The 25,641-nt window shown below is 62.5% G+C and carries 22 protein-coding genes; 11 read left to right on the forward strand and 11 right to left on the reverse strand.

The window, feature by feature from the left end:
• Positions 1 to 98 precede the first annotated feature (98 nt).
• Complete coding sequence (locus tag HNP71_RS04925; protein WP_183265772.1) at positions 99 to 713, forward strand: hypothetical protein; 615 nt, start codon at positions 99 to 101, stop codon at positions 711 to 713.
• 44 nt (positions 714 to 757) lie between these two features.
• Positions 758 to 1,603 carry a WcbI family polysaccharide biosynthesis putative acetyltransferase gene (locus tag HNP71_RS04930; protein WP_183265773.1) on the forward strand — a complete coding sequence of 282 codons (846 nt, stop codon included), beginning with the start codon at positions 758 to 760 and terminating at the stop codon, positions 1,601 to 1,603.
• A 123-nt stretch (positions 1,604 to 1,726) separates the two neighbouring features.
• On the opposite strand, the gene HNP71_RS04935 is transcribed toward HNP71_RS04930, so the two are convergent.
• The 8 genes from HNP71_RS04935 to ygfZ form a co-directional block, all read right to left on the reverse strand.
• Positions 1,727 to 2,269 (reverse strand): glycosyltransferase family 25 protein, encoded by a 543-nt coding sequence (locus tag HNP71_RS04935; RefSeq protein ID WP_246344089.1) that lies wholly within the window; start codon positions 2,267 to 2,269, stop codon positions 1,727 to 1,729.
• Positions 2,251 to 3,006 carry a hypothetical protein gene (locus HNP71_RS04940; protein WP_183265774.1) on the reverse strand — a complete coding sequence of 252 codons (756 nt, stop codon included), beginning with the start codon at positions 3,004 to 3,006 and terminating at the stop codon, positions 2,251 to 2,253. Before HNP71_RS04940 ends, HNP71_RS04935 begins: the two co-directional genes overlap by 19 nt.
• Before the next feature lie 70 nt (positions 3,007 to 3,076).
• Positions 3,077 to 4,183 (reverse strand): glycosyltransferase, encoded by a 1,107-nt coding sequence (locus tag HNP71_RS04945; protein ID WP_183265775.1) that lies wholly within the window; start codon positions 4,181 to 4,183, stop codon positions 3,077 to 3,079.
• 8 nt (positions 4,184 to 4,191) lie between these two features.
• The gene (locus HNP71_RS04950; protein ID WP_183265776.1) at positions 4,192 to 5,214 is read right to left on the reverse strand and encodes a hypothetical protein; all 1,023 of its coding nucleotides are present in this window, start codon (positions 5,212 to 5,214) and stop codon (positions 4,192 to 4,194) included.
• On the reverse strand, positions 5,211 to 6,707 hold the full coding sequence (locus tag HNP71_RS04955; protein ID WP_183265777.1) for a glycosyltransferase family 4 protein: 1,497 nt from the start codon (positions 6,705 to 6,707) through the stop codon (positions 5,211 to 5,213). Before HNP71_RS04955 ends, HNP71_RS04950 begins: the two co-directional genes overlap by 4 nt.
• Positions 6,700 to 8,031 carry a hypothetical protein gene (locus tag HNP71_RS04960; RefSeq protein ID WP_183265778.1) on the reverse strand — a complete coding sequence of 444 codons (1,332 nt, stop codon included), beginning with the start codon at positions 8,029 to 8,031 and terminating at the stop codon, positions 6,700 to 6,702. Before HNP71_RS04960 ends, HNP71_RS04955 begins: the two co-directional genes overlap by 8 nt.
• An 89-nt stretch (positions 8,032 to 8,120) precedes the next feature.
• Positions 8,121 to 9,587 carry a mannose-1-phosphate guanylyltransferase/mannose-6-phosphate isomerase gene (locus tag HNP71_RS04965; RefSeq protein ID WP_183265779.1) on the reverse strand — a complete coding sequence of 489 codons (1,467 nt, stop codon included), beginning with the start codon at positions 9,585 to 9,587 and terminating at the stop codon, positions 8,121 to 8,123.
• Between the two features lie 175 nt (positions 9,588 to 9,762).
• Positions 9,763 to 10,575 carry a CAF17-like 4Fe-4S cluster assembly/insertion protein YgfZ gene (ygfZ, locus tag HNP71_RS04970; RefSeq protein ID WP_183265780.1) on the reverse strand — a complete coding sequence of 271 codons (813 nt, stop codon included), beginning with the start codon at positions 10,573 to 10,575 and terminating at the stop codon, positions 9,763 to 9,765.
• Between the two features lie 79 nt (positions 10,576 to 10,654).
• On the opposite strand from ygfZ, the gene HNP71_RS04975 reads away from it, so the two are divergent.
• The 4 genes from HNP71_RS04975 to HNP71_RS04990 are packed head-to-tail and all read left to right on the forward strand — an operon-like array spanning position 10,655 to position 15,634.
• Complete coding sequence (locus HNP71_RS04975) at positions 10,655 to 11,551, forward strand: glycosyltransferase family 9 protein (protein ID WP_183265781.1); 897 nt, start codon at positions 10,655 to 10,657, stop codon at positions 11,549 to 11,551.
• Positions 11,542 to 12,567, forward strand: a complete 1,026-nt coding sequence (locus HNP71_RS04980; RefSeq protein ID WP_183265782.1) for a glycosyltransferase — start codon at positions 11,542 to 11,544, stop codon at positions 12,565 to 12,567. The genes HNP71_RS04975 and HNP71_RS04980 overlap by 10 nt, the downstream gene beginning before the upstream one ends.
• Positions 12,567 to 14,312 (forward strand): asparagine synthase (glutamine-hydrolyzing), encoded by a 1,746-nt coding sequence (gene asnB, locus HNP71_RS04985; protein ID WP_183265783.1) that lies wholly within the window; start codon positions 12,567 to 12,569, stop codon positions 14,310 to 14,312. Before HNP71_RS04980 ends, asnB begins: the two co-directional genes overlap by 1 nt.
• Positions 14,309 to 15,634, forward strand: a complete 1,326-nt coding sequence (locus HNP71_RS04990) for a dihydroorotase (RefSeq protein WP_183265784.1) — start codon at positions 14,309 to 14,311, stop codon at positions 15,632 to 15,634. Before asnB ends, HNP71_RS04990 begins: the two co-directional genes overlap by 4 nt.
• A gap of 37 nt (positions 15,635 to 15,671) precedes the next feature.
• Here the strand turns inward: HNP71_RS04990 and HNP71_RS04995 are convergent, their stop codons facing one another.
• Positions 15,672 to 16,067, reverse strand: coding sequence for a hypothetical protein (locus HNP71_RS04995; protein ID WP_183265785.1), 396 nt, complete (start codon positions 16,065 to 16,067; stop codon positions 15,672 to 15,674).
• Between the two features lie 145 nt (positions 16,068 to 16,212).
• Here HNP71_RS04995 and HNP71_RS05000 point away from each other — a divergent pair, with 145 nt between their 5' ends.
• Positions 16,213 to 17,397, forward strand: coding sequence for an MFS transporter (locus HNP71_RS05000; RefSeq protein WP_183265786.1), 1,185 nt, complete (start codon positions 16,213 to 16,215; stop codon positions 17,395 to 17,397).
• On the opposite strand, the gene HNP71_RS05005 is transcribed toward HNP71_RS05000, so the two are convergent.
• The gene (locus HNP71_RS05005) at positions 17,394 to 18,713 is read right to left on the reverse strand and encodes an aspartate aminotransferase family protein (RefSeq protein ID WP_183265787.1); all 1,320 of its coding nucleotides are present in this window, start codon (positions 18,711 to 18,713) and stop codon (positions 17,394 to 17,396) included. The genes HNP71_RS05000 and HNP71_RS05005 overlap by 4 nt on opposite strands.
• Positions 18,710 to 19,708 (reverse strand): phosphotransferase enzyme family protein, encoded by a 999-nt coding sequence (locus HNP71_RS05010; protein WP_183265788.1) that lies wholly within the window; start codon positions 19,706 to 19,708, stop codon positions 18,710 to 18,712. The genes HNP71_RS05005 and HNP71_RS05010 overlap by 4 nt, the downstream gene beginning before the upstream one ends.
• 168 nt (positions 19,709 to 19,876) lie before the next feature.
• Between HNP71_RS05010 and lptF the strand changes: the two genes are divergently transcribed.
• Genes lptF through HNP71_RS05030 form a run of 4 tightly spaced genes read left to right on the forward strand, consistent with a single transcriptional unit; the run spans position 19,877 to position 25,634 of the window.
• Positions 19,877 to 20,983 carry an LPS export ABC transporter permease LptF gene (gene lptF, locus HNP71_RS05015; protein ID WP_183265789.1) on the forward strand — a complete coding sequence of 369 codons (1,107 nt, stop codon included), beginning with the start codon at positions 19,877 to 19,879 and terminating at the stop codon, positions 20,981 to 20,983.
• Positions 20,980 to 22,092, forward strand: a complete 1,113-nt coding sequence (gene lptG / locus HNP71_RS05020; protein ID WP_183265790.1) for an LPS export ABC transporter permease LptG — start codon at positions 20,980 to 20,982, stop codon at positions 22,090 to 22,092. The genes lptF and lptG overlap by 4 nt, the downstream gene beginning before the upstream one ends.
• Positions 22,093 to 22,095: 3 nt before the next feature.
• A complete protein-coding gene (locus HNP71_RS05025) occupies positions 22,096 to 24,315 on the forward strand; it encodes an LPS-assembly protein LptD (protein WP_183265791.1) in 2,220 nt (739 codons plus the stop codon).
• The gene (locus HNP71_RS05030) at positions 24,312 to 25,634 is read left to right on the forward strand and encodes a peptidylprolyl isomerase (protein WP_183265792.1); all 1,323 of its coding nucleotides are present in this window, start codon (positions 24,312 to 24,314) and stop codon (positions 25,632 to 25,634) included. The genes HNP71_RS05025 and HNP71_RS05030 overlap by 4 nt, the downstream gene beginning before the upstream one ends.
• The last annotated feature ends 7 nt before the right edge of the window (positions 25,635 to 25,641 follow it).

A 25,641-nucleotide genomic window follows, 5' to 3' on the forward strand; every position in this document is an offset into this window, starting at 1 on the left:
GTTGGCAAACTGCGTTTTTCACGGCAAACGGATGGTAGGAACGCCCTCAGTTTTGTCGATGCTCGCAAGATTTTTGGGTCAATATACAGGAAGAAAAAATGGCTATTTACCTCGAAGAAAAAGGCCTGCTGTTTTTGCAGGTTCCGGGTACCGCGAGCTCCAGCCTTGAGGATGCACTGCTAAACCAAGCTGGAGGGAGGCTTGTTGGGCAGAAGCATGCTACGCTTACCGAACTGAATTTGGATGAAGATGCTAGCTCGGCGGTTCAAAATTCGAAAAGTGTGATTTGTGTAGTGCGCAACCATTTCGATTGGTTTTATTCTGAGTGGTATCGTTGCCGTACTAGGTGGGTTTATGAGCTCGATGGTTCTGCCTTGACTTGGGGAGATGCAAAACGCCTGGAAATAAAGCAGGCTTGTGCTTTTGAGTTTTCACCTTTTTTGGAATGGCGTCTCACCGAGTATGATCAGAGTAGTGAAACCAGAAGTCTTTTTGGCCATTTTACTGATTCGGCAACAACTATATTTAAAATGGAAAGGCTTGATGAGATTCAACAATGGTTGGAAGAAAAACACCAGACTCCAATATCCCTGCCACGGGTGAATGTAACAGATAAAAGAGCTCCCTATTGGCAGGCTTACGATAGGAAGGCTCGCGCGCTTGTGGAGCATTTCTATGGAGAAGAATTGAAAAAATTTAGTTATCTGTTCTAGTAAAATTACAGTGTTATTCCTGTGGTTTTTTAGGAAAAAGAGAGATGTTGCCTAAAGTTGTTGTTATTGGAAACTGTCAAGCTCAATTTATAGAGGGGATGTTTTCTGTAGCGAGTACATTAGATGTAGAGAGAGTTTCTCCAAACTTTTTGTTGTCTGAGAATGATCGTGAGGACGTTCTTGGTAAAATCGAAAATGCACTGGTTGTTTTTGTTCAACGTACAGCCGATGATTTTCGTTTAGAGTGGATAAGGAGTCAGAGTATTCTTGCTTCTTATCCTGAAAAGACTTTTGTTTGGCCGAACATATATTTTGATGGGTATTTTCCAAATACTCGGTATGTTTATTTGAATCAGTGGGGAAAATTACAAAGCCCGCTTGAAGATTACCATCTAACGCCAGTGTTTGAGGCTTGGAAAGCGGGGCAAACGGTAGCTCAAGCAGTCGTACAACTAAAAGAAGGTTTTTGTGGAGGCGATGACCCGTTTGAGGCTTCTTTAGGACAGCTTCGCGATCGAGAGAAAGATTGCATGATCTGCATATCTGATTTTTTGGAAAGAGTTATTTATCAGCAGAGATGCTTTTATACTCCTAATCATCCGCATACAGAGTTGCTAATTGAAATGGCGCGACGTTTGGCATTTGCTGCCAAGATGCCATTCGATCTCTCGAAAGCTTCATCTGGAGCTTATAAACTTGATAGAATTGATATTCCGACCTTTGAATGGATAAGGGCGCGTTATAGTTTAGCATTTGATGCTGTGCCCCTTTACAAGGGGCGTATAGTTGAAAAAATTGCTGATTATAAGGTCGTTTTAGGTGATTCATGTTTATATAATGAAGTTGAACTGATTGAAGCTTTTTATCGTGTCTATGAAGCGGCGCTCTAGAGATTCAATGTGGGCTACGTTGGTAAAGGTATAGCTTTGATAAAGATTTGGTCGGCTTTCGGAGGCAGTTATTTAGGTCTGCATGAAAGCCGACTGCATTAATAATAAACGTGTATGCTAAAATTATACAAATACATACGCTTCATCTGCATGTTCTCCGGGAGCGGGGTCAACGCAAATTGAACCAAATTTTGATTCGTTTGGGCCGGTCTTGAGTAAGTATAGATCGATAACGGCAGGAAAGCCGGTTTGTTCGATTGCTTCCAAAGCTATTTTAGCAACGGTCTTCGGAATGTAATAACAGTCTGCGCCTATAGTCCGAGGAGAAGCGTTAAATATTGTGCGAGCATCTCTATATATGATGCTGTCGTAATCATATGGAGGCTCTATATTTGCAATGCGGTTATTTAGAAAGACTATATTGTCTCCATATATATCCTCATTACGCAAGGCATTGAATGGATTGTAAGAAAAAATGCAATCATCTTCACAAATGATGGCTCCCGCAGCATCGCTCTCTAAAAGAGCGCTCCAAGCTGTAGCATGAGCAATAGATGCGCCGGTTGCTTTAGTAAGGTGTGTATTTTCAACACCTTTACGCCATAAGGCTCGTTTTACATGAAGAGGAAGGGCGGCTTTAAAATTATCTATGATGGTATATTCCAAATTGAGTTCGGCGCAATTCTGAGAAAAGCGTAAAAGACGCCCCTGATTTTTTTGTTTTTATCTCCAATCACCAGAATGGGTAAATTTTGAATTGGAGTGTTTTTGATATGTTGATTGTTGAACGCGCTTCTAGCGGCTAAGTTTTTGGTATACGGTGAAACATCGTTTGTCTTAGATGCAATTTTTATTACTTGATCAAAATTTCTTGCTATAAATGACATCCGAGCATCTACGTTGGCGTAGAAGCTGTCATTTGTTTCAAGGAACAGCGAGTTTTCTTGGTAGTGTAAAAGGTTTCCTTTAAAAAATGGTATAGTATAAAGGGCCGAATTTAATTTTTTATCGACAATCCCACGGGAGAATGAGTGTGCAATGATTTCTGCTCCTTCAGATATTTTTCCGGAAATAAAACAATTTCGGGCATAGATATAAGTTGCCCATGAATCGCTTAAGCTGAAGGCTAATTGTTTTAAATTTTGTATTGCTACATCTGAGGTGAAAAGATGCTCGTCTACAATATATGATAGTTGCCAAGCATTCTTGTTTTTAAAAATTTCTTTTTCTTCAATGGTTCTGGAGAGCTCAAGACAAAAATCACGGTAATATTCTTCGGGGATTGCCGGCACACTATTTTTAGTATGATTAATGAACTGCTCCGTTCCCAACGCGTCGTGATAGGCAGAAAGATCAAACTTTCCAGAAGTTTTGAAGTTTTGGATTAGGGTAGAAAACTGCATGTCACTTCTCGTTTTGTAATATCAAGATGGTTTTAAGTTCGACAAGAACTGCTGTTAGTTTGTTGGACGTTTAAGAGATGGTTTCGCTTAGTTTATCAAGTTCCCTGCCAATCTCCAGCGCATAGGCAAAATACAGTGTGCGCGAGGCTTCGTCGATCTCCTCGCGCAGGGCTGGGCTGGCGGCGTAGTGGCGCATCATGGCCGCGCAGTCGGCAATGCTGCTGAGCTGGTGCGCCGGGTGGCGCGTGGGCAGGCCCACAAAGGCGTCCACCGTGCCGATCACCGGCTTGCCGAAGGACAGCGCCTCCACGGTTTTAATCTTGAGGCCCGTTCCGCCGCTCATTGGGTTGATGACGCAGCGGATCGCGGCGTAAAACTCCTTCAGCTCCTTCACGAAGCCGAGCAGGTAAGGCGCGGATTTAAGCGCGAGCGGCTGTTTGAGGATGCCGCCCGCCAGCAGCCAGTCCACGCCCTGGCCCGCGGCCAAGTCCTCGTCGAGGATCTGGATGGAGCGGACATTCCAAGGATTGCCGCTGCCCAGATAGCCGAACATGAAGCGCGGCGCCTCGGTTTGCGGGGCGATGAGGAAGCGCGGTTCCATCAAATGGCCGATGGTCATGGCCGGTACGCCCACCCGGGCGCGGATGTTGGCGGTTTCCTGGTCCTGGATGCCAAGCAGCAGATCGGCTCGGTTGAAGCCGCGCTCTTCCTCGGCCAGGCTGGTGAAGAACCAGCGAGGCTCCATGCCCTCGCGGATGGAAACCAGATGCCGGCCGCCGAACAGGTCGTGCGTGTCGATGATCTTGAGCGTGTCCGTAAGGCCGGTGAGAACCTTGGACATCCACACATAGTTCACCAGCACGGCATCGTAGCGCTTTTGGGTATGCAGCGCGGCCACGGCGGCGCAGAGCGCGTCGGGGCACCAGTCGTCGATGCCCCAATGGCGGGCGAAGCTGGGCTCGGGCAGCGGTGTTGAGGGCAGGAAGTGGAACTCGTGCCAGAACGCCTCCATATCGCGGCGGGAGTGCGGGGTGATGCCCTCCATGCCGTAATAAAAGAAGTCCAGCGTGAAGCCGCGCTGCATGAGCTGAGAGGACAAGGTAAGAATCCGCGCCGCATTGCCCTGGTTGGAAGGGTGGCTGGGCACAGGGGAGACAACGAGAATGCGCTTGCTCATGCGTGTTCTCACGAGCTCAGTTCTATGCGGTCGATGCATACGAACAGTTTCGCGTTGCCGCCTTCGGGCACGTGGCCCTCGGGTACCCACAGGCCAAGGACCAAAGGGGCTTCCAGAGTGTCCGGCAACTCGGCGGACACACAGCCGGACCTCTCCGACCAGACCTCGACATGTGGCTGGACGGCGGTGCCGTTGATCAGTAGGCGCATTGCCCGCAGGTTTTGCGTTGTCAGCGCGTTGGGCACGATCACCCGCACCCGGCGGAAGCGCTGGGCGGTAGGGCCAAGCAGGATGCGCGCATGCGGCTCGCCGCTGAACCACAACCAAGCGTACTGCCTGTCGCCTTCGGGGGTTTTTGTGCCGTCGTGGACAAGCGAGAACGGATTTAGCGAGGCTTGTGTCCATGTCTGGCAGCCGGGGGGGAGGAACACCATCAGGGTGTCGGGCTCATCGCCGTCATGGCTGGCAAAGCGCATGTCCACGGCCGCGGTCTTGCCCGCGGTTTCGAGGCTCCGCAACAGTACGGCGGTCTCGGTTTCCGCGCTGAGCAGGCAGAAGCCTTCATCCGTCTCGTCCTGTATCAGGCGGAAGAAGCAGCGCCCCGTATATCCGATGTCACGCAGCGCTTGTAACGCCTCGTTGTCCCCTTCTGGAGCCAGGAGCAGTAGTGGCGGCAGGGATTCGGCTTGGCGCAAGGATGCTGCGGCATCAACGGCGTTGGTAGTGTGCAGAGCGACTAGCAGCGGCTGGTCGGCGGCAGTCGCGGCTTCCAAGGCCCCTGGCAGAGCCGCTGCGAAAGGTAAAATTGGTTGCGTGCCACCGCTCTGACGGAAGCGCGCGTAAAATTCGGCCGCTTCGTCCGGCATGTTGCTGGCAAAAAAGGTCAGTTCCGCCGGTGTGTCGGCGAGAAGGAAGGGCGCGGTTGGAAACAGAGTGTCAAGCACCTGCAGGCCGGGAAGTACGGCCCTCATCATGTTCAGCGCCAGCGCGGCAAAGCGCGGCGGACTCGCCGTGGCAGAGGAGGTGCTCATGCCAGCTCGCCCTTCAGCACCAGGGCTACGCCAGCATAGCGGTCATCTTCCAGCCGGCGAGGTTGTGAACGGTCCTGCTCGACGTTCACGGTACGAACTTCCATATTATTGGGCAGGATCTCCTGAAACAGTAACGGGCGTTGCAGGCTGGCCTGTGCCAGTTGCTCGCTGGACGAGGCGAGTAGTTGAATCTCAACTTGGCCCTGGCAATGGCTGGTGCAGGCCTTGATGTCCTCCCGCAGAGAATAGGAGTTGATAGGAAAACTGAAGCGATGCGAGCCAATGCGGCGGCGTGGCTGGTTGCGCGGTGGGTGGCTGGTTTGAGTGCTTATGAGGTCGACATAAGCACGGGCCACGGCTTCTGGCGCCCATTCGCCACGGGCCAGGGACAGGGCCTGGTTGCCGAATGATGCGCGTAATTGCGGATCGCCCAGCAGAGCCAACAACCCATCCACCAGGGCTGGGATCGTGTCGTTTACCGGAATGTGCATGACCGCGTCGGTTGGCAGATCGGCATAAGCGGCGGTGGCGTTGACCACGCAGCATCGTCCGGCGGCCATGGCGCGCGCCAGCGTGCCGGAGCTCTCGCCGACCGAGGGGAAGCGCAGATTGACTAGAATGTCGCAGGAGGCGATGCATTCATTCAGTTCCGCCTCGGTGAGGTAGCCGGTAATTCGGCTGCGCGCCTTCACGTTTGGGTGTTGGTTCAGTAGTCCAGAGAGGTCGTATTCTTCCGGCCGTTCCTTTCCGGCATGGACCCAGAAGAAGTCGATGCCCATCGCGGCGATCCGGTCCAGAGCGGCGACGAGCCAGTCGAACCGCTTGGCGAAAGTTGCAAAGCCAGAGGTGACGATGAGTGGTACGCCCTGGGGCACGTCGAGCGTACCATGCACATAGTCCTCGCTGCGCTCATCCGGAGGCAGGGCGAGATGTGGAATGACATGCACGCGTGCGGCGGCGTCCTCGCCGTAGAGCAGGCGGATGCGGTTGCGGGCGAAGCGCGAATGCACGACGACTGCGGAACTAAGCGTCAGCACTTCGTCCAGCATGTCGAACAATGCGTAGTTAGCAGCAGTCTTGATTTGTTCCTCGAACCAGTGCCGGGCAAAGACCTCGCCCATTTTTTCCGATGTCGCTCTCAGGTTGCGGACCATCATGGGCTGGGTCGCGCCGCTGACCTCATAGAGATAATGCAGGTTCTGGTCGTGCAGCGTCGTCACGCCGCCCCATTGGCGCAGGGCCTGCAATACGAAGATATGGCCGGGATTGTTGCCGATCTGGTGCAGAATTGGTTGATCCTGGGGCAGATAGCGGAAAGCCTGAAGAGGTTCGCGGATGGGCACGCCCTCGGGCAGGATGCCGTCGGGCTGGTTGGTATACACGGCGCAGCGTGTCTCGTGGCGTAAGGCCGAGACCAAGTGGTAAGTGTAGTCGGCGATACCGTTCTGCTCAGGCGGAATCGGTGAGAAGATCGCCAGTTCGCGTTCAAGCATGGCTTTCCGCCCGTACCTTTGCCGGGCGGTAATGGAAATCGACCTTTTCTGCCGCAACCGAAAGGATGCGTGTATCCGTGGTGCCTTCGTCGGTTGCGGGGCAGCCGCTATTGAAGCTCTCCACGCGGATCGACTGCGCATAGATTTCCTGCGCTCCCTGCGGCGCGGAGAAGGTCACCAGGTAATGGCCGCCGAACTTGGAGGTGGTGACGTTGAACTCCACATCATCGGCGGTGACGCGAAGCAGTGGCTCGGCCGCCCCGTACACATGGGTGATGAGGAAATCCATCCGGGAGATTGGGAGGTTGGGGTAGGGGTTGTTGACCAGCGCTGTCTGGCCCATCCACCGGAAGGGACCGCTGTCATTACGTTCTAGGTCATACCAGCCGAAGGCAAAAAGGTTTGAATCGACCCTGGCCTCGGCATTGTGGATGGCCTGTGACTGGATCTGCGCCGTCTCTCCGCTGACCGTTTGGCTGCGGGCTTCAGTCAAAGCCCGCAGGAAGGTCATTGGATCGCTCTTCGTCTCAAAGGCGTTGGCGAAATGATCGAGTACGATGGAAGTGGCATATTCGATGAACGCATCCACCCGCTCCTGTTGCAGGGTGAGGCGACGCTGGAAATTAGCGTTCAACATCTCCACCTGCGCCGATGCGCTTCTTTGCAGCTGGCGCATTTCTTCTTCGAGCTTGAGCAGGCGTTGTCCGTCGGCTGCCGGATCGTTGCGCGTGTACGAGAAGTTGGCCAGGGGATAATCGATCCCGCTGACATGCAGGTCGATGTTCAGTCCGCTTTCCACAAAATCTGCCGGGCGGATGGGGACAGCGAAGCGGCAGGCGGCGCCCCCCGTATCGCGAGCGGCGGGTGGCTCGACCACGACCGAGCGGATTACTACACCATTGAGGCGAATATAAGCGTGCGGGATGGAAGCAGCATTGCCACGCAGTACAAGCGAACCGCGCAACAGCCCAGCTTCGAGAGAGAGGTTTTCCGCTTTGATCTCCCCCTGCCCCACCAACGCCATTACGTCCTCCGGGGATTTGATCGCCAGGGGAGGGGCAATTTCCTCATCGCCGAAGCAGATACGCAGCTGTCCGGGCAATTGTACGTTGGGGAAATAGTTCACAGGTAGATCGATATGCTGCCCAGCCTCGAACTTGCCCGCGACCTGTGTCGAGCTGAGCAGAATGCCCCGTACCAGAACATCGATATTTCCCTTGATGGCACAAGGAACGCCAAACGTGAGGCGCAGCCGCTGTGGCAGCAACGAAACATGCTGCGCAGCAGCGGTTGGAAGTACGGTTTTAAATGCCGCTTTGGCCATTATCTTTCACCGGTGCGTGTCGCAGGAAACCCAGCGGAGGGCAGGGGGCAAGCAGCATGCGCAGCCTGGAAACGCAATAGACGCACCACTCAATTCCGACCGTAAGTATCCTCGAACCGGACGATATCATCCTCGCCCAGATACGACCCCACCTGCACCTCGATCAGCACCAGCGGGATCTTGCCGGGGTTTTCCAGCCGGTGAACGCTGCCCAGCGGCAGGTATACGCTTTCGTTCTCACGCAGCAGGGTTTCCTCGCCGTCGCGGTGAACGAGCGCGGTGCCCGCCACGACAATCCAGTGCTCGGCGCGGTGGAAATGTTTCTGCAGCGAGAGCTTGTTGCCTGGCTGCACGACGATGCGCTTCACCTGGAAACGGTCGCCGAAGATCAGGGACTCATAGAAGCCCCAGGGGCGGTAGCAGCGGTTATGGGTGGTGCCCTCGTCGCGCTTGGCCGCCTTCAACCGGTCGACGACCTTCTTCACGTCCTGTGCGTAATCGCGGTGCAGAGCGAGCACAGCATCCTCGGTGGTGACGATCACCGCGTCCTTCAACCCGACCACGGCGGTGAGCATGCCGTCGGAGCGGACGTAGCAATCCGTTGCCTTTTCCAGCAGCGCGTCGCCATGCACCACGTTGCCGGCGGCGTCCTTGTGGCCCATCTCCCACAGCGCGCTCCAGCTGCCGACATCGGACCAGCCGATATCGCACGGCACTACGGCGGCGCGCTCGGTGCGCTCGGCCACGGCGTAGTCCAGGCTGATATCGGGGCAAACGGCGAACGCATCCTTGGCGAGGCGGATGAAGTCCAGATCCTCCTTGCGGCCGCTGAGGGACTTGCGCACGGCGGCCAGCACCTCCGGCGCATGGATCTGCATCTCGTCCAGCAGGGTCTTCGCGGTGAACACGAACATGCCGGAGTTCCACATATACCCGCCAGCTTCCAGCATGGCGACGGCTCCGGCGCGCTCGGGTTTCTCGAGGAAGCGGTTGACGCGGCAGGCGCCCGGCAGCTTCGCCAGCTCAGGCCCGACCTCGATATAGCCATAGCCGGTTTCCGGCGCGGTGGGCTTGATGCCGAAGGTGACGACATACCCAGCCTTGGCGGCCTTGTAGGCGGCGGAGAGGGCGGCGCGCAGGGCGGCGTTGTCCTCGATGGCGGCGTCGGCTGCCATCATCCACAGCACGGTTTCGGGATCGTCCTCGGCGGCGAGGAGTGCTGCGGCGGTGATGGCGGGGGCGGAGTTGCGGCCGAAGGGCTCCAGCAGGATGGTGCCGCCGGCAACGCCGATGTCGCGCAGCTGCTCGGCGACGAGGAAGCGGTGTTCCTCGTTACAGACGATGATGGGCTTGGAGAAGCCGGAACCCACGGAGCGCAGGGCGGTATCCTGAATGAGCGAGCGCTCGGTCACCAGTGGCCAGAACTGCTTGGGGAAGCTGGCGCGCGAGACGGGCCAAAGGCGCGACCCCGTACCGCCGGACAGGATGACTGGTGTCACGTGAAAATCGGGTGCTTCAGAGGTCTGTTCGCCACCGACTTGAACCAGTTCATTCATCCGCAAGCTTCCCTTCACTTTGCAGCGCAATATGGGCTGTTTTCAATTGGCTTGGCAATAGGAAAGGCTTGGTTTGCAGCTGTCTAACGCGGGCTATTCAGACGAAAATTCGTGGCGCGTGATGGGGGAGGATTGGTGCGACATCGAGAATATATGTCGGGGGTGGCATGGGCTGTTATTCGGACGGGCTGTGCATCCAGCTCGGCCGGTGCGGGGTGATCCGGGCCTCGCCCGCAACAAGCGGCTTCTCCAGCGCATCCATCCGCAGCATGGCCAGGGCGATGCTGCCCACTGACGAGCGGATGTCCCCCACTTCTTGGCCTTCGGCTGTAATTGGCGTGCCAGGGGCGGGGGCGGGGCCATCAAGCTCCACGGGGAGCAGGCGGCGTTTCACCAGCCCGCGATATTTCGTCCGCGCCGTCAGCTCCTGGCCCATATAGCAGCCTTTGTCCCAGGCGATGCCGTGCAGCTCGTCGAACCCCGCCTCCAGCAGCAGGGTTTTCTCGGGTTCCAAATCCGGTGCGCCGTCGGGCAGGCCGAGCGCGATGCGGTGCGCGGCATAATCTGCCTCAGTGGCGTTGGTGGGCAGGGGCGTGGGGCTGAGCAGCCGCCCCCCGGCCTCGGGCAGGCGCGGGTCGGGGGTGGAAATCGCGGTCTCGGGGGGCGCGCCGTTCCATGCGGCATATACGGTGTAAGCCTCGGAGGCATCCTCCAGCTCCACGGCGGCGCGCAGCCGGTAGCGGCGCAGCTTGGTCAGCAGGGTAGGGATGTCGGCGCGCGGGGCGTCGAGCAGCAGCGCGTCGTCCGTGGCAAAAATGAAGAAATCCGACAAATACTTGCCCTGTGGAGTCAGCAGCGCGGCCCAGACGGCATGGCCGTGGGCGGCTTTCGCCGCGTCGTTGCTGACAAGGCCGTTGAGGAAGGCGATGCGGTCGGCGCCGCTGATGCGGAGCACGCCGCGCTGGGGCAGGAGGGCCAGTTTCTTCATGCGCGGAAGATGAGCGAGGCACGGGCTGGCGGCAAGCCCGGTTTGCGGCGGCAGGCAAACGCGCTAGACCCGGCCCGGCATGAAGAAAATTCTGTTCATCACCTCGTCGCGCATAGGCGATGCGGTGATCTCCTGCGGCATTCTGGAGCGTCTGCGGCTGGACAACCCGCAGGCCCGCTTCACCATCGCCTGCGGCGCGGTGGCCGAGGGAGTGTTCACCCGCTTCCCGGCGCTGGACCGGTTGATCGTGTTCGAAAAGCGCCCCTATTCGTCGCACTGGCTGTGGCTGTGGCGGCAGGTGGTGGGGCAAATGTGGGATCTGGTGGTGGATGTCCGCAGCTCGGGCGTTTCGCTGTTCCTGGCGGCGCGGCGGCGCAAGATCATCAAGGGTGGCCGCCGTCCCGGACGGCGCTATCGGCAGCTAGGCGCGGCTTTGGGGTTCGATCCCGCCCCGCTGCCCGTGGCCTGGACCGCCCCGGCGGATGACGCCAAGGCCGCTGCCCTGTTGGGCGAAGGTCCGGTGATCGCCTTGGCTCCCACCGCGAATTGGGACGGTAAGATCTGGCCGCCAGAACGGTTCGTCGCGGTATTCAACGCCTTGGCGGCACAGATGCCCGGCGCGCGCGCCGCCATCTTTGGCGGGCCGGGGGTGGATGAAGCCCGCCGCGCAGCTCCAGTGTTGGCGGCCTTGCCAGGGGCGATCGACCTTGTCGGCAAGCTCTCGCTGCCCGAGGCCGCAGCCTGCCTGCGCCGGAGCAAGATATTCATTGGCAATGATTCCGGGCTGATGCACCTCGCCGCCGCGGCGGGAACGCCCACGCTGGGGCTGTTTGGCCGCTCCAAGGCCAGCGAATATGCGCCAGCCGGGCCGCGCACGGCCATCGCCGTGGCGCCGGGGCCGGAGGGCGAGGCGCCAATGGCTGGGCTGCAAGTGGCCGACGTGCTACAGGCGGCGCAGAACCTATTATGCGCATAGCCCAGGTGATGGCCGGCGCCGCCAATGGCGGGGCCGAACTCTTCTACGAACGCATGACCGGCGCGCTCGCCCGCGCGGGGCAGGAGGTGCTGCCTGTCATCCGCCGCGAGGAAGCCCGCGCCGCGCGCCTTGCCGCCACGGGGTTGGCCCCGGTGCAGTTCCGCTTCGGCGGGAAGCTGGATTTTCTCACGACCCCCGGCATCCGCCGCGCCTTGCAGGGCTTCAAGCCCGACATCACCATGGCCTGGATGAGCCGCGCCGCCGCCCATCTGCCGCGCGGGCCATGGGTGAATATCGGCCGGCTCGGCGGGTATTACGATCTCAAATATTTCCGCACCTGCCGCTATCTCGTCGGCAATACGCGCGGCATCGTGGACTACATCGCGGGCACCGGCTTTCCCGCCGAGCGCACCGCATACCTGCCCAATTTCGTCACCGATTTCGCCGCCGATACTCCAGCCTCCCGCGCCGAGCTGGGCATCCCCGAGGGCGCGCCCCTGCTGCTCGGCCTCGGGCGGCTGCACGGGGTAAAAGGGTTCGACACGCTGATCCGCGCCATGGCCCACCTGCCGGATGTGTATTGCGTCATCGCGGGCGAGGGGCCGGAACGCGCCAGCCTGGAAAAGCTGGTGGCGGAGCTGCAGCTGGGCGGGCGCGTGAAGTTGCCCGGCTGGCGGCGGGACACGGGGGCGCTGCTCAAGGCGGCGGATGTGTTCGTCTCTTCCTCCCGCCACGAGCCGCTGGGCAATATGGTGCTGGAGGCGTTCTCCTCCGCCACCCCGGTGCTGGCCGCCAGCGCCGAGGGGCCAAGCGAGGTGATCCGCGACGATGAGGATGGCGTGCTGGTGCCGGTGGACGATGTGGCGCGGCTGGCCATCGCCGCGCGGCTGCTGCTGGGCGATGCCGAGCTGCGCGCCAAGCTGGCCGCGGCCGGGCGGGCGCGGTTCGAGCGCGAGTTCTCCGAGGCGGCGGTCGTCGATATCTGGCTGGATTTCTTTGCCAAGGTAACGCGTTGATGTGTGGCATCGCCGGCATATCCCTTCGTCCGGGCATGGCGCTGGACCAGTCCATGCTGGACCGCATGACGGCCGCTCTGGCGCATCGTGGGCCGGACGGGCAAGGCCAGTTCACCACCCCGCGCGGGGCGCTGGTGCATACGCGTCTCGCCATCATCGACCTCGCCACCGGCGATCAACCGCTCTACTCCGGTCCGCTGACCCTGGTCGCCAATGGCGAGATCTATAATTATCGCGAGTTGCGCGAGCGCTTCGGCGGCACTTACGCCACGCAGAGCGATTGCGAGCCGCCCTTAAAGATCTATGCCCGCGCTAGCATGGCTTATGCCGAGCATCTGCGGGGCATGTACGCCATCGCCCTTCATGACGCCGCCTTCCACACCTTCATCCTGTCGCGCGATCTGTTCGGGATCAAGCCGCTCTACGTGGCGCGGGGGGCGGGTGGGCTGGCCTTTGCCTCGGAGCCGCGCGCTCTGCTGGAGGCGGGTGTCGTGCCGCGCCGGCTGGTGGATAAAAAACTCGGCGAGTTGCTGAATCTGCAATTCACGACTGGCGCGCAGAGCATCTTCGCCGGTATCCAGCGCGTGCTGCCGGGCGAGACGCTGAGCATCCGCCAGGGCCAAGTCGCCCGGCGCACGCGCCTGGGCTTGCCCACGCCGATGCACCGGCCCGAGAACGAGGAGGACGCGCTGAAGCGCCTGGACAAGGTGCTGGAAGAGGCGGTGGAGCTGCACCAGCGGTCGGATGTGGCGTACGGCATGTTCCTGTCCGGGGGTATCGACAGCGCGACCATCCTGGCCCTGATGGCCCGGCTGAATACCAGCCCGGTACTGGCCTTCACCGCCGGGTTCGATGTGCCAGGCGTCGCCGATGAGCGCGAGGCCGCCGCCGCTATCGCCAGGAGCGTGGGGGCGCGGCACGAGCGTGTGGAGATCACCCAGGCGATGATGTGGGAACACCTGCCCGAGATCGTCGCCTGCATGGACGATCCGGTGGCCGATTACGCCATCATCCCAAGCTGGTTCCTGGCGCGCGAGGCGCGCAAGGATGTGAAGGTGATCCTCTCCGGCGAGGGCGGGGACGAGATGTTCGCGGGCTATGGCCGCTACCGTTCGGCTGCCCGGCGCTTCTTCCCCAAGCCCATGCGCGGCCATGGCGTGTTCGACGGGCTGGACGTGCTGCGCCATCCGCCCCGTGGCTGGCGCGAGGGCATCGCCACGGCGGAGCGGCAGGCCGGGCAGCACTTCACCCGCCTCAAGCGCGCGCAGCTGACCGACATGGCCGACTGGCTGCCGCACGATCTGCTGCTGAAGCTCGACCGCTGCCTGATGGCCCATGGCATCGAGGGCCGTACCCCGTTTATCGACAAGGAGGTGGCGGCCTTCGCTTTCTCCCTGCCCGACAGCATGCTGGTGCGCGGGCGGCTCGGCAAATATCTGCTGCGCCGCTGGCTCGAGAAGAACATGCCAGCCGCGCAACCTTTCGCCCGCAAGCAGGGGTTCGACGTTCCTGTTGGTGCCTGGATCGCGGCGCAAGCCAAGCCGCTGGCCGAGCTGCTGGTGCGCCAACCGATTATCGCCGAACTGGCCGAGCCGGGGAGGGTGCGCGCCCTGCTGGAGCGCGCCGAGGAAAAACGTGCCGGTTTCGCCGCCTGGGTGCTATTGTTCACGGCACTCTGGCACCGCCGGCATATACTGGATTTGCCCCCCGTGGGCGATGTGTTTTCGACATTGAGGCAGATATGAATTTCGACCTGTTGATCCGTGACGGCATCGTGGTGCTCCCCTGGGGCGAGGCGGAGGCCGATATCGGCGTGAAGCACGGCAAGATCGCCGCCATCGGCAAGAATCTCGGCACCGCGTCCGAGGAGTTCAACGCCGCCGGGCTGCATGTGCTGCCGGGCATCATCGACCCGCATGTGCATTTCCGCGATGGCGGGCAGGGCGGTATTCCGGGCGTCGAGGACATGCGCTCGGGCTCCCTGGCCGCCGTGCTGGGCGGCGTGACCACGGCGCTGGACATGCCCAACACCAAGCCCCCCACGGTGGACGCCGCGACCGTGCGTACCAAATACGAGTACATTCCCGGCCACACCTATTGCGATTTCGGCTTCTACGTGGGCGCCACCAAGGAGAACGCCGACCATGTGGGCGAGCTGGAGGAGATGCCCGGCGTATGCGGCATCAAGGTGTTCGCGGGGTCTTCCACGGGCGATCTGCTGGTCGAGGACGATGAGAGCATCGAGCGCGTGCTGCGCTCCTCGCGCCATCTCGTCGCCTTCCATGCCGAGGACGAGTACCGCCTGCGCGAACGCAAGCCCCGCTTCTCCGTGGGCGACCCGTATGCCTCCCACGCCGAGTGGCGCGACCCGGAATGCGCCTATCGCGGCGCCCGGCGCATCGCCGCCCTGGCGCGCAAGACCAACAAGCGCGCCCATATCCTGCACGTTTCCACGCGCGAGGAGTTCGGCTTCATCAAGGAGCATAAGGACCTGATCAGCGCCGAGGTGCTGGTGAACCATCTGCTGCAAAGCGGGCCGGAAGCCTATGAGCGCCTGGGCGGCTATGCGGTGATGAACCCGCCGATCCGCTCCAAGGAGCATCAGGACGCCGCCTGGGCCGCCATCGCTGACGGCACGGCGGACACCATCGGTTCCGACCATGCGCCCCACACCGCCGAGGCCAAGGAGCGCCCCTGGCCGACCTGCCATTCCGGCCTCACCGGCGTGCAGACCATATTGCCGCTGATGCTCTCCCAGGTGAATGCCGGGCGGCTCTCGCTGTTGCGCCTCGTGGATCTGATGTCGGCTGGCCCGGCGCGGATTTACGGCGCGGTGGGCAAGGGGCGCATCGCCGCCGGGTACGATGCCGATTTCTCCATCGTGGACATGAAGGCCAAGCGCCGCATCGAAAACAGCATGATCGCCAGCCAGTGCGGGTGGACGCCCTTCGCCGGCACCGAATGCACCGCCTGGCCGATGGCCACCATCATCCGCGGCAATGTGGTGATGTTCGAGGGCGTGGTGCCCGGCGAGCCCACCGGCCGGGCGATCAGCTTCCGCCACTAAAACAGAGCAGCCGCCGGGGTAACGCCCGGCGGTTTTTTTATCCGCCGATGGCGGCGGCGAAGCTCTCCCGCGCCGTTTCCTGGCTGGGCACGCATTGGCTCAGGCTGGCGCAGTTGGTGTGGAAGGTGATGGCGGCTGTGCCATCGGGGTTCATGGTCTTCTGGATGATGAAGCCCGGCGTGGTGTTGTAGTTGGCCAGCCCCAGCGTGAAATAGCTGTTGGTGCCGTAATTGTCGTAATCGGTCGAACCATAGGCTTGGATCAGATTATCCGTCTGCTTCGCCAACCCGCGCGGGGCGTTCTCATTGGCCCAGGCGACGGCTTCGGCCCATTTTGCCGCGCAGTCGGACATGCCGCGGCACTGGAAGCTGTTGTCCGGCACGGGCGGCTTGGCGGCGCAGGCGGCCAGAATGGTGGGCTTGTGGTTCGGCATGTTTTTCCTACGGAGCCGGGCGACCGTCCCTGGATGACACGGGCTGGTTTGGATTTGATTAATTTTGGTCGTGCGCGTCCTGTTCCCCTTCAGCTTGACATTGACGCACCGCAGCATCACCTCCGGGCGGTAAGGTCTGGGGGTAATGATGACTGAGGCTGCGCGGCAAAAGCTGCAGGTGAATCTCGCGCTGTTCGCGCTGGCCATGGGTGGGTTCGCCATTGGCACCACCGAGTTTGGCACCATGGGGCTGCTGCCTTATTTCTCCGCCGGGCTGGGGATGAGCGCCCCGCAGGCGGGTCACGTCATCAGCGCCTATGCCTTGGGCGTGGTGGTTGGCGCGCCGGTGCTGGCGCTGGCTGCGGCGCATCTGCCCCGGCGCGATGTACTGGTGGGGCTGATGCTGGTCTATGCGGTTGGTAACGGGCTCACGGCCTTTGCGCCGTCACCGGGCTGGATGCTGGTGTTCCGCTTCATCGCTGGGTTGCCGCACGGGGCGTATTTCGGCGTCGCCGTGCTGGTCGCGGCTTCGCTGGTGCCGGAGAACAAGCGCGCCCAGGCCATGTCCCGCGTGCTGCTGGGGCTGACCATCGCCACCATCTTCGGCGTGCCGCTGGCCAATTTCATCGGCCAGACGGTCGGCTGGCGCTGGGCCTTCGGGCTCGTCACGCTGCTGCCGCTCATCACCGCCGCTTTGGTGCAGACCCTCGCCCCGCGCCAGAAACAGCATGGCGGTGACGCGCCTTCGCCGCTAGGCGAACTGGCGGCGCTCGGCCGCCTCCAGGTGTGGCTGGCGCTGGGCATGGGGGCCATCGGCTTCGGCGGCATGTTCGCCGTCTATACCTATCTCGCCTCCACGCTGCTGCTGGTTACTCACGCCGCGCCGGAGGTGGTGCCGATGATGCTCGCGCTGCTCGGCACGGGCTTTACCATTGGCAACCTGCTCAGCGCTTGGCTGGCCGACCGCGCGCTGATGCCCACCGTGGCGGGCGTTCTGATCTGGTCCATCGCCTGCATGTGTGTCTACCCGTTCATGATCCATTCGCCATGGAGCATGGGCGTCATCGTGCTGCTGATCGGCGGCATTGGCGGGCTGGGCACGCCGCTACAGGCGCGGCTGATGCAGGTGGCCGAGGGCGCGCAGACCCTGGCGGCGGCGCTCAACCACTCCGCGTTCAACATCGCCAACGCGCTGGGGCCGTGGCTGGCTGGGCTGGCCATTACCGCCGGATTCGGCTGGGGCTCCGCCGGTTGGGTAGGCGCGGCGCTGGCCGCTGGCGGGCTGATGCTGTGGGGGATTGCCGTGCTGGACGACAAGCGGAGGGTTTAGCCCCCCGCCAGCACCTTGCGCAGCGTCTCCAGAAACACCGTGCCGTGGCCGATATTGAAGCAGAGCGGCGGGCGGATCTTCAGCGTGTGGCCGTACAGCCCGGCCGCGCCGATAAGAATATGGTGCCGCTTCATCGCGTTGATGATGTAGCTGGCATAGGGCTGGTCCGGCGTGCCGGACTCGGGGTCGTTGAAATCCAGCCCGATGAACAGCCCGGCCCCGCGCACACCGCCGATGCGTGGGAATTCCTTTTGCAGTTCCAGCAGCCCCTGCTTGAGGAAATCGCCGCTAAGGGCGGCGTTCTCGATCAGGCATTCCTCGGCGATCACATCCAGCACCGCATTGCCCGCCGCCGCCGCCACCGGGGTGCCGCCGAAGGTGTTGAAATAGCCGGTGCTGGCGCAGAACCGGGCCAGATACTCCGGCTGGGTGACGACGCCACCCATGGGGAAGCCGTTGCCCATGGGTTTGCCCATGGTCACGATGTCCGGCACGATGCCATGGCGCGCAAAGCCCCACATGCCGCCGCCGGTGCGGCCAAAGCCGGGCTGCACCTCGTCAGCGATGAACAAGCCCCCGGCCTCATGCGCCGCACTCAGCGCCGCCTGGAGGAAGCCTGGCGGGTCGGCGAAGATGCCGTCGGAGGAGAAGATGCTGTCCACCACCAGGGCGGCGAAGCCGATGCCGGACTCCTCCAGCTCGGCGATGGCGGCGCGGAGATTGGTTGCGAATACCCCGGCAACGTCACCCTCGGCCAGCGGCGCCGGGATCAGCCGCACATGCGGCGCCACGGGGGCGGCGGAGAAGGAGGAGGGGGAGATGGCCGTCACCGCCGAGGTGTTGCCGTGATAAGCCGCGCGCGTGACGATGAACCCGCCCTTGCCCGTGACGGTGGTGGCGATGCGCATGGCGAGGTCGTTGCTCTCGCTGCCAGTGCAGGTCATTACCAGATTGGTCAGCGGCTCTGGGAAAAGCGAGAGCAGCCGCTCGGCATAAGTCTCCACGCCCCGGTTGAGGTAGCGCGTATGCACGTTCAGTCGCGCCGCCTGCGCCGCGATGGCCGAAGCCACCGACGGGTGGCAATGCCCCACGGAGGGCACGTTGTTATACATGTCCAGATAGCGGTTGCCCTGGGCGTCGAAGAGATACACGCCCTCGCCGCGCACCATCTCGATGGGCTGCTCGTAGAACAGTACCGAGGCGGCGCCGAAGGTGGCGCGGCGGCGGGCGACGCGCTCGGCCAGCGCGGGCGGGAAGTGGCTGGTGTCGTCACCGTCGAAGCGGTTCAGGGCCAGGATCTGCTTGGTCGCGCTCATGCCACATTCTCCAGGGCGTGCTGGCGGAGATACTCCGCGGCCAGGGCCACGCTGCCGCGCACATAGGCTTCGCCCATCGCCTGCGCGGTGGGGGTCTCGGCGTGGCTGGCGATCCAGGCGGTAAGCTGCATCCGGCGCAGCATCACGAACATCGGCAGGGCGGCTTCCTCGGCGGCGCTGAAGGGTGCCACGCGGCGGTAGCCTTCCACCCAGGCGCGCATCAGCGCCGGGATGAACGGCTCATGCTCCATGAAGCTGACCGAGGCGGCAAAATCATAGGCGTACCAGGAGAGGCCGCAATCGTCGAAATCGATCACGCCCAGCCGCTCGCCATCCACCAGCAGGTTGGCGGTGCGCATGTCGCAATGCGCCAGCCCGAAGCGCTCCGGCCCGGAGCCGTAGGCGGCGGTCTGCTGGGCGAGCAGCGTCTCGGCCTCCTCCAGCGTGGCGAGGCCATTGGCATCCAGCCCCGGTGCGGTGCGCCAGTCGCCCCAATGCGCCTCGGGGCCGATGATGGTCTCGAACGACCAGAGCTTGCGCGCGAATCCATCCGGGCGGGCCCAGCCCCGGCTGTGCTGGTGCAGGCGGGCGGTAATCTCGCCCAGCACGCCGTACCAGCGCACGAGGTCGGATTCGGCATCTGGCTCGCGCCCGGACATGAACTCGAAGGCCACGGCGTAGCGGTGGGTCTCGCCATCGAAGAAATCGACCAGGCGGCGGCCATCCAGCGCGGGCAGGGGGCGCGGGGTGGCGACCACGCCATCATTGCCCAGCGCTTCGATCCAGGCCAGCTCCGAGCGGATCTCGGCCTCGGTGTGGTAGTTGGGGCGGTGGACGCGGAAGATCCGCCGCTCGCCCTCCGGCGTCTCGGCCAGATAGGTGGCGTTCTCGGAAATCGTCAGCAGGCGCAGCTTTGTCGCCCCGGGCAGCCCCCAGGCGGGCAGCGCCGCGTGCAGCCCGGACTGCAACCGGCTCAGGAAATCCTCGTCATACATTATCGCCCAAGCCTCCTTGCTGCAACGTATGTTGGAATTACAACATATAAACTGTGGTACTCGCAACGTGTAATTTGTTTTTGTCCGCCGCATCATGGATTTGCCTTAATCGGCGGGCATGGCTTGGCGCTCTTGCCATCAACCCGGGTCCCCGCCAGAACTCACGCCATGCCGCGCCGCCTGAATTTCAACCGGATCGACCGTTACATCAGCTTTCAGCTGGTTGTGGCGCTGCTGCTGGTCACGCTGGGATTCGTGGCGCTGATCTGGCTCACCCAGTCGTTGCGTTTCATCCAGATCATCGTGGCGCATGGGCTCTCGCCGCTGGTGTTCCTGCGGCTCACCTCGCTGCTGGTGCCGAGCTTCGTCGCCACCATCCTGCCGATCACCTGTTTCATCGTGGTGCTGTTCATCTATGGGCGCCTCGCGGGTGACCGTGAAATCACCATCATGCGCGGCATCGGGCTGTCCGACTTCTCTCTTGCCCGCCCGGCGCTCACCGTGGCCGGGGGGGCGGTGCTGCTGGGCTATGTCCTCAACCTCGCCGTGGTGCCCGCCTGCCTGGGGGCGTTCCGCGACTATCAGTATGAAATCCGCAACCAGATCGCCGCGTTTTTGCTGGAGCCCGGTGTGTTCACCCCGGTTTCGGGTGGTATCACGGTGTACGTGCAGTCGCGCGGGGCGGATAACAGCCTGCGCGGCATTCTCATCGAGGATGGGCGCGACCCCTCCGCCCCGGCGACCATCCTGGCCCGCACCGGGCGGCTCATCGTCAACCCCGCCGGGCCGATGGTGGAACTGCGGGACGGCTCGCGCGAGCAGATCGACCCCAAGACCGGGCGGCTGGACGTGCTGAGCTTTACGCGTAACGAATTGTCGCTGGCGCAGCCGGCCAAGGCCAGCGCGCCGGAATATGTGGATGCCTCCGAGGCGTCGCTGCCCGCGCTGCTGCATCCCGGCCCGGATTTGCGGCCTAGCGACCGGGGCAAATGGCTGGTCGAGGCGCATCGCCGCCTGACCGCGCCGCTCACCGCGCTGAGCTACACGCTGATCGGGCTGGTCGCGGCGCTTGGCGGGGTGTTCCGCCGCCATGGCGGGCTGCTGCGCCCGGCCGCCGCCGTGGCCATTGTCACCGCGCTGGTGGCGCTCGGGCTGGGGGTGGGCAACCTCGCGGCGCGCGATACACGGCTGCTGCCGCTTATTTGGATGGTGGCGCTGCTGCCGGGGGCCGGCGCCGCCTTCATGCTCACGCGCCAGGGTGCGCCGCGCGGATGAAGCTGCCGCTCACCCTGTCCCTGTATTTCGGCCGGGTCTTCGCCTTGGCCGTGGCGGTGATGCTGTTCGCCCTGACGGCACTCGTCTCGCTGTTCGACTTCCTGGAGCTGTTGCGCGAATCCGCGACAAGGCCGCAGGCGGGCTTAGGCATCATCGCCGAGATCGAGGTGCTGCGCATGCCCTGGAGCCTGATGCAGATCCTGCCCTTCGCCGTGCTGCTGGGCGGTATCTTCGCCTTCTGGCGGCTGGCCCGTTCCTCCGAGCTGGTGGTGGCGCGCGCGGCGGGAATCTCCGCCTGGCAGTTCCTGGCCGTGCCGGTGCTGCTGGCGGCTTTGCTAGGCGCGTTTGGCACTGGCGGCGTCAGCCCGGTCTCGGCGCTGATGTATAGCCGCGCCGAGATCCTGGACAATGTCTATCTCAAGCCCGGCGGCGGCCCGCTCTCGCTCAATGGCGGGGAGCTGTGGGTGCGTCAGGCCGATACCGGGCTGGTGCCGGATGGCGTGGCCGTGCTGCACGCGCGGGACGTGGTGCTGCACCGCAACTCCTTGCAGGCCGACAAGGTGACGATCCTGCGCCTGGACGGCCAGACCTCATTGCTGGCGCGAATCGAGGCGGCCCATGCCACGCTCGATGCGGGGAACTGGATGCTGAGCGACGCCAGCGTGCTAGCCCCCGACAACGCGCCCCAGCATGCCGATACGCTGGCCTTCCCCACCGACCTTACGGTGCACCGCGTGCAGGAGAGCTTCGCCTCGCCGGATTCGCTTTCCTTCTGGGCGCTGCCGGGCTTCATCCGCCTGCTCAAGCAGTCGGGCTTTTCGGCCACCCAGCATGAGCTGGCGTTCCAGGCTTTGGCCGCGCTGCCGCTGCTTTGCGCCACCATGGCCCTGGTCGCCGCGGGCTTCTCCATGCGCACCTCGCGGCGCGGGGGCGCGCTTTCCATGCTGGTTTCCGGCGTGGCTAGCGGCTTCACCCTGTTCATGGTTTCCGAGGTCGCCAACCAGTTTGGCACCTCCGGCGCGGTGCCGGTGGTGCTCGCGGCTTGGGCGCCCGCCCTGGCCGGATTGTTTTTGGCGCTTGCGTTGTTGCTGCATCTGGAAGATGGCTGAGGCATGACCCGAACCGGCAAATTTCTGCTCCTGCTCGCAGCAACCACCAGCCTCGCCGGCGTGGCGGAGGCGCAACAATTGCCCCTGTCGCCCACAGGCGGAAACAACCTGTCAAAGAACGCGCCGGTGAGCTTCACCGCCGACACGGTCTCTTATGACAAGACCGGCAATATCGTGACCGCCACCGGGCATGTGCGCGCCATCCAGAACGGGCAGACGCTGCATGCCGACACGGTGACGCTCGACCGCACCACCAATGTGGCCACGGCTAGCGGCCATGTGGCGCTCACCCAGCCGGGGGGCGAGACGGTGTATGCCGAGCACGCGGTGCTGAGCCAGGGCATGAAGGATGCGGTGCTGAAGGGCGTCGCCGCACGGTTGGCCGACAATGCCCGGCTCATCGCCAATGGCGGGGAGCGTTACAACGGCGAGATCGACGAGCTGACCAAGGTCGTCTACTCTGCCTGTGACCTCTGCAAGACCGACCCGCGCGCCGCCCCCACCTGGCAGATCAAGGCCGACCACGTCACCCGCGACCTACAGCACAAGATCATCGAGTTCCACGGCGCGACCATGGAATTCAAGGGCGTGCCGGTGTTTTACGTGCCGTATATGACCGAGGCTGATCCCTCGGTGAAGCGCCAGAGCGGTTTCATGATCCCCTCCATCGGCGCCACCTCGCGGCTCGGCTTCTTCGTCACCACGCCGTATTACTGGGTGCTGGGCGATTCCTCAGACCTGACGCTGACGCCGATCATCGGCTCTAAGGAGGGGCCGGCGCTGCACGGCGAATACCGCCGCGCCTTCAACCGGGGCACGCTCAATATCATCGCCTCCGGCGGTCGGGACCGCGGACATTTCGGCGATGCCGTGTTCGCCACCGGCACGTTCGACCTGAACCAGGACTGGCGCGCGGGCTTCCAGTACGACCGCGCCTCCAGCGCGCAGTACCTGGACGATTTCACCGTCCTGCCGAACGCTTCGTATCTGACCAGCAGCGTGTATCTGGAGGGTTTCTCCGCCGGCTCCTACGCCCGGCTGGATGCCGAGACCTTCCAGGGCCTGGTGTCCAGCGTGGACCAGAACCGCCTGCCCATCGTCGCCCCGTACGGGCAGTACCATTTCCTCTCGGACCCCGACGCCATCGGCGGGCAGTTCAGCCTGGATGCCAACGTGTTCAACGTGTACCGCAAGACCGGCACCAACACGGTGCGCGCGGCGGCGGAGCCGGGCTACAGCGTGCCGTTAATGCTGCCCGCGGGCGTGGTGGGCACGGCGCGGGTGCAACTCATCGGCGCCACCTACTCCACCGGCAAGATGTTCGAGCAGCCGAATTACAGCACGATCAACTCCAACAATGTCTCGCGTGGGCAGATCTATGGCGCTGTGATGCTGCGCTGGCCCTGGCTGCGCAATGGCGGCAGCCTGGGCTCGCAGCTCATAGAGCCGGAGGTGCAGTTCGTCGCCTCGCCCAATATCGGTATCACCCAGAACAACCGCATCCCGAACGAGGACAGCCTCGACCTTGAATTCTCGGACGCCAATTTGTTCGACCTCAACCACTACCCGGGCATCGACCGGCTGGAGGGCGGCGAGCGTGTGGATTACGCCCTGCATGCCGCCTGGTACATGCCCTCGGGCAGCAGCATCGATTTCCTGGCCGGCGAGTCCTACCGCTTCCACAAGAATTACGACTTCCTGCCCGGCTCGGGCCTGACCGGCAACGCCTCGGACATCGTCGGCCACCTCATCTTCACGCCGGTGCAGTGGTTCAACGTCGCCTACCGCACCCGGCTCGACCATTCGAGCCTGGGCGTGCGGATGATCGACACCACCGCCACGGTCGGCACGAATGCGCTCAGCGTCACCGGCGGGTATCTTTACAGCAACACCAACCCCTACGTGCTGTACGATACCGCCAGCACCAACGGGCAGGTCACGCTCAACCCGCCTGCGGGGTATTTCGTGCCCAGGCAGGAAATCATCGCCTCGGTGTCCTCGAATTTTGGCCCCTGGTCGCTCGGTGGCGGGATGCAGCGCAACCTCCAGACCGGCAAGTTCGACAATGTCAGCGCCAATGTCGGCTGGCAGAACGACTGTTTCGGCGCCAGCCTGATCTTCAATAAGCGGTTCACCTCCTACAATCTGGATCACGGCGACACGGCGGTGCTCCTCCAGTTCACGTTCAAAACCCTCGGTAATGTTGGATTCAGCGCCATATGAAGCATTTTTTCCGTGCCGCCCTGCTTGCGTCCGCCTGCTTCGCCGCACCAGCCGTGGCGCAGGCCGCGGCACCGGTTGCCGCACCCCCGGCGCAGGGGGGCGCCAGCACCTCTGCGGCGTCGGATAGCGCCAGCATCGCCGCGGTGGTCAACGGCCAGATCATCACCTCGCAGGACGTGTACGCCAAGGCCCGGCTGCTCGCCATTTCCGCCGGCATGAACCCGACGCCCGACGTGATCTCCCGCCTCTCGCCGCAGGTGACCAAGCATCTCATCGACGAGGTACTGCAGCAGCAGGAAATCGCCAAGCGCAACATCATCGTCAGTGATGACGATGTGGCCGGGGCGATCGGGCATATTGAGCAGGGCAACAACATGCCCGTGGGCGGGCTGCGCCAGCGCCTGGAGGCGCTCGGCGTGCCCTTCTCCACAATGCTGGCCCAGATCCGCACCCAACTCGGCTGGCAGCAGGTGCTGCACCAAGTGCTGGGGCCGGGGCTGCAGCCTACGCCGGGTGACATGAACGCCGAGAAGGCCGCGCTGAAGGCGTCTCTGGGCAGCACGCAGTACCATTTGGCGGAGATCTTCATCCCCGTCACCGACCCGGATGACGACGCCACTGCCCGCAACTTCGCCAACACGGTGATCGCGCAGCTGCGCGCGGGCGCGCCGTTCCCGGTCATCGCGGCGCAGTTCAGCCAGGACCAGTCGGCCCTCTCGGGCGGCGATCTCGGCTATGTGGAGCTGAACCAGCTTGATGCGCCTGTCGCCGCGACGGTGACGGAGATGCCCGTGGGCGCCATCTCCAACCCCATCCGCGTGCCCGGCGGCTACCAGATCGTGCAGTTGCAGGATAAGCACGAGGTGGGCAACCAGATGCAGACGGTGCTGAGCATCCGCCAGGTCTTTGCCAAGTATCCCACCCCGATCACCGACGGGCAGATCGGTCCCGCCCAGGCGGGGGTGATCAACGATCTCGCCACCAAGGGCAAGCAGGCTCATTCCTGCGACGACATGACCAAGCTGAACGCCAGCTATGGCAATATCCGCCCCGCGGACCCCGGCCCGGTGAATCTCGCCACGGTTACCCCGGCGGCATTCCAGAACCTGCTTGGCGGTCTGCCGCTCGGGCAGGTGAGCCAGCCACTGGTTTCGCGCGATGGCGTTTCCGTGGTGATGGTCTGCTCGCGCCAGCAGCAGGCCGAGGCGCTGCCCTCGGATGACGAGATCGGCAACATCATCATCCAGCGCCGGGTGGAGATGGAGTCCCAGCAGTTGCTGGACGATCTGCGCCACCGCTCCATCATCACGCAGAACTGAGCCCCGC

This window comes from Acidocella aromatica, from assembly GCF_014201825.1.
Lineage (GTDB): Bacteria > Pseudomonadota > Alphaproteobacteria > Acetobacterales > Acetobacteraceae > Acidocella > Acidocella aromatica.

What these genes read in the sequence shown, in the direction of transcription:
- HNP71_RS04925 (WP_183265772.1), top strand. Translation starts at nt 99, where the DNA reads ATGGCTATTTACCTCGAAGAAAAAGGCCTGCTGTTTTTGCAGGTTCCG.
- HNP71_RS04930 (WP_183265773.1), top strand. Translation starts at nt 758, where the DNA reads ATGTTGCCTAAAGTTGTTGTTATTGGAAACTGTCAAGCTCAATTTATA.
- HNP71_RS04940 (WP_183265774.1), bottom strand. Translation starts at nt 3,006, where the DNA reads ATGCAGTTTTCTACCCTAATCCAAAACTTCAAAACTTCTGGAAAGTTT.
- HNP71_RS04945 (WP_183265775.1), bottom strand. Translation starts at nt 4,183, where the DNA reads ATGAGCAAGCGCATTCTCGTTGTCTCCCCTGTGCCCAGCCACCCTTCC.
- HNP71_RS04950 (WP_183265776.1), bottom strand. Translation starts at nt 5,214, where the DNA reads ATGAGCACCTCCTCTGCCACGGCGAGTCCGCCGCGCTTTGCCGCGCTG.
- HNP71_RS04955 (WP_183265777.1), bottom strand. Translation starts at nt 6,707, where the DNA reads ATGCTTGAACGCGAACTGGCGATCTTCTCACCGATTCCGCCTGAGCAG.
- HNP71_RS04960 (WP_183265778.1), bottom strand. Translation starts at nt 8,031, where the DNA reads ATGGCCAAAGCGGCATTTAAAACCGTACTTCCAACCGCTGCTGCGCAG.
- HNP71_RS04965 (WP_183265779.1), bottom strand. Translation starts at nt 9,587, where the DNA reads ATGAATGAACTGGTTCAAGTCGGTGGCGAACAGACCTCTGAAGCACCC.
- ygfZ (WP_183265780.1), bottom strand. Translation starts at nt 10,575, where the DNA reads ATGAAGAAACTGGCCCTCCTGCCCCAGCGCGGCGTGCTCCGCATCAGC.
- HNP71_RS04975 (WP_183265781.1), top strand. Translation starts at nt 10,655, where the DNA reads ATGAAGAAAATTCTGTTCATCACCTCGTCGCGCATAGGCGATGCGGTG.
- HNP71_RS04980 (WP_183265782.1), top strand. Translation starts at nt 11,542, where the DNA reads ATGCGCATAGCCCAGGTGATGGCCGGCGCCGCCAATGGCGGGGCCGAA.
- asnB (WP_183265783.1), top strand. Translation starts at nt 12,567, where the DNA reads ATGTGTGGCATCGCCGGCATATCCCTTCGTCCGGGCATGGCGCTGGAC.
- HNP71_RS04990 (WP_183265784.1), top strand. Translation starts at nt 14,309, where the DNA reads ATGAATTTCGACCTGTTGATCCGTGACGGCATCGTGGTGCTCCCCTGG.
- HNP71_RS04995 (WP_183265785.1), bottom strand. Translation starts at nt 16,067, where the DNA reads ATGCCGAACCACAAGCCCACCATTCTGGCCGCCTGCGCCGCCAAGCCG.
- HNP71_RS05000 (WP_183265786.1), top strand. Translation starts at nt 16,213, where the DNA reads ATGATGACTGAGGCTGCGCGGCAAAAGCTGCAGGTGAATCTCGCGCTG.
- HNP71_RS05005 (WP_183265787.1), bottom strand. Translation starts at nt 18,713, where the DNA reads ATGAGCGCGACCAAGCAGATCCTGGCCCTGAACCGCTTCGACGGTGAC.
- HNP71_RS05010 (WP_183265788.1), bottom strand. Translation starts at nt 19,708, where the DNA reads ATGTATGACGAGGATTTCCTGAGCCGGTTGCAGTCCGGGCTGCACGCG.
- lptF (WP_183265789.1), top strand. Translation starts at nt 19,877, where the DNA reads ATGCCGCGCCGCCTGAATTTCAACCGGATCGACCGTTACATCAGCTTT.
- lptG (WP_183265790.1), top strand. Translation starts at nt 20,980, where the DNA reads ATGAAGCTGCCGCTCACCCTGTCCCTGTATTTCGGCCGGGTCTTCGCC.
- HNP71_RS05025 (WP_183265791.1), top strand. Translation starts at nt 22,096, where the DNA reads ATGACCCGAACCGGCAAATTTCTGCTCCTGCTCGCAGCAACCACCAGC.
- HNP71_RS05030 (WP_183265792.1), top strand. Translation starts at nt 24,312, where the DNA reads ATGAAGCATTTTTTCCGTGCCGCCCTGCTTGCGTCCGCCTGCTTCGCC.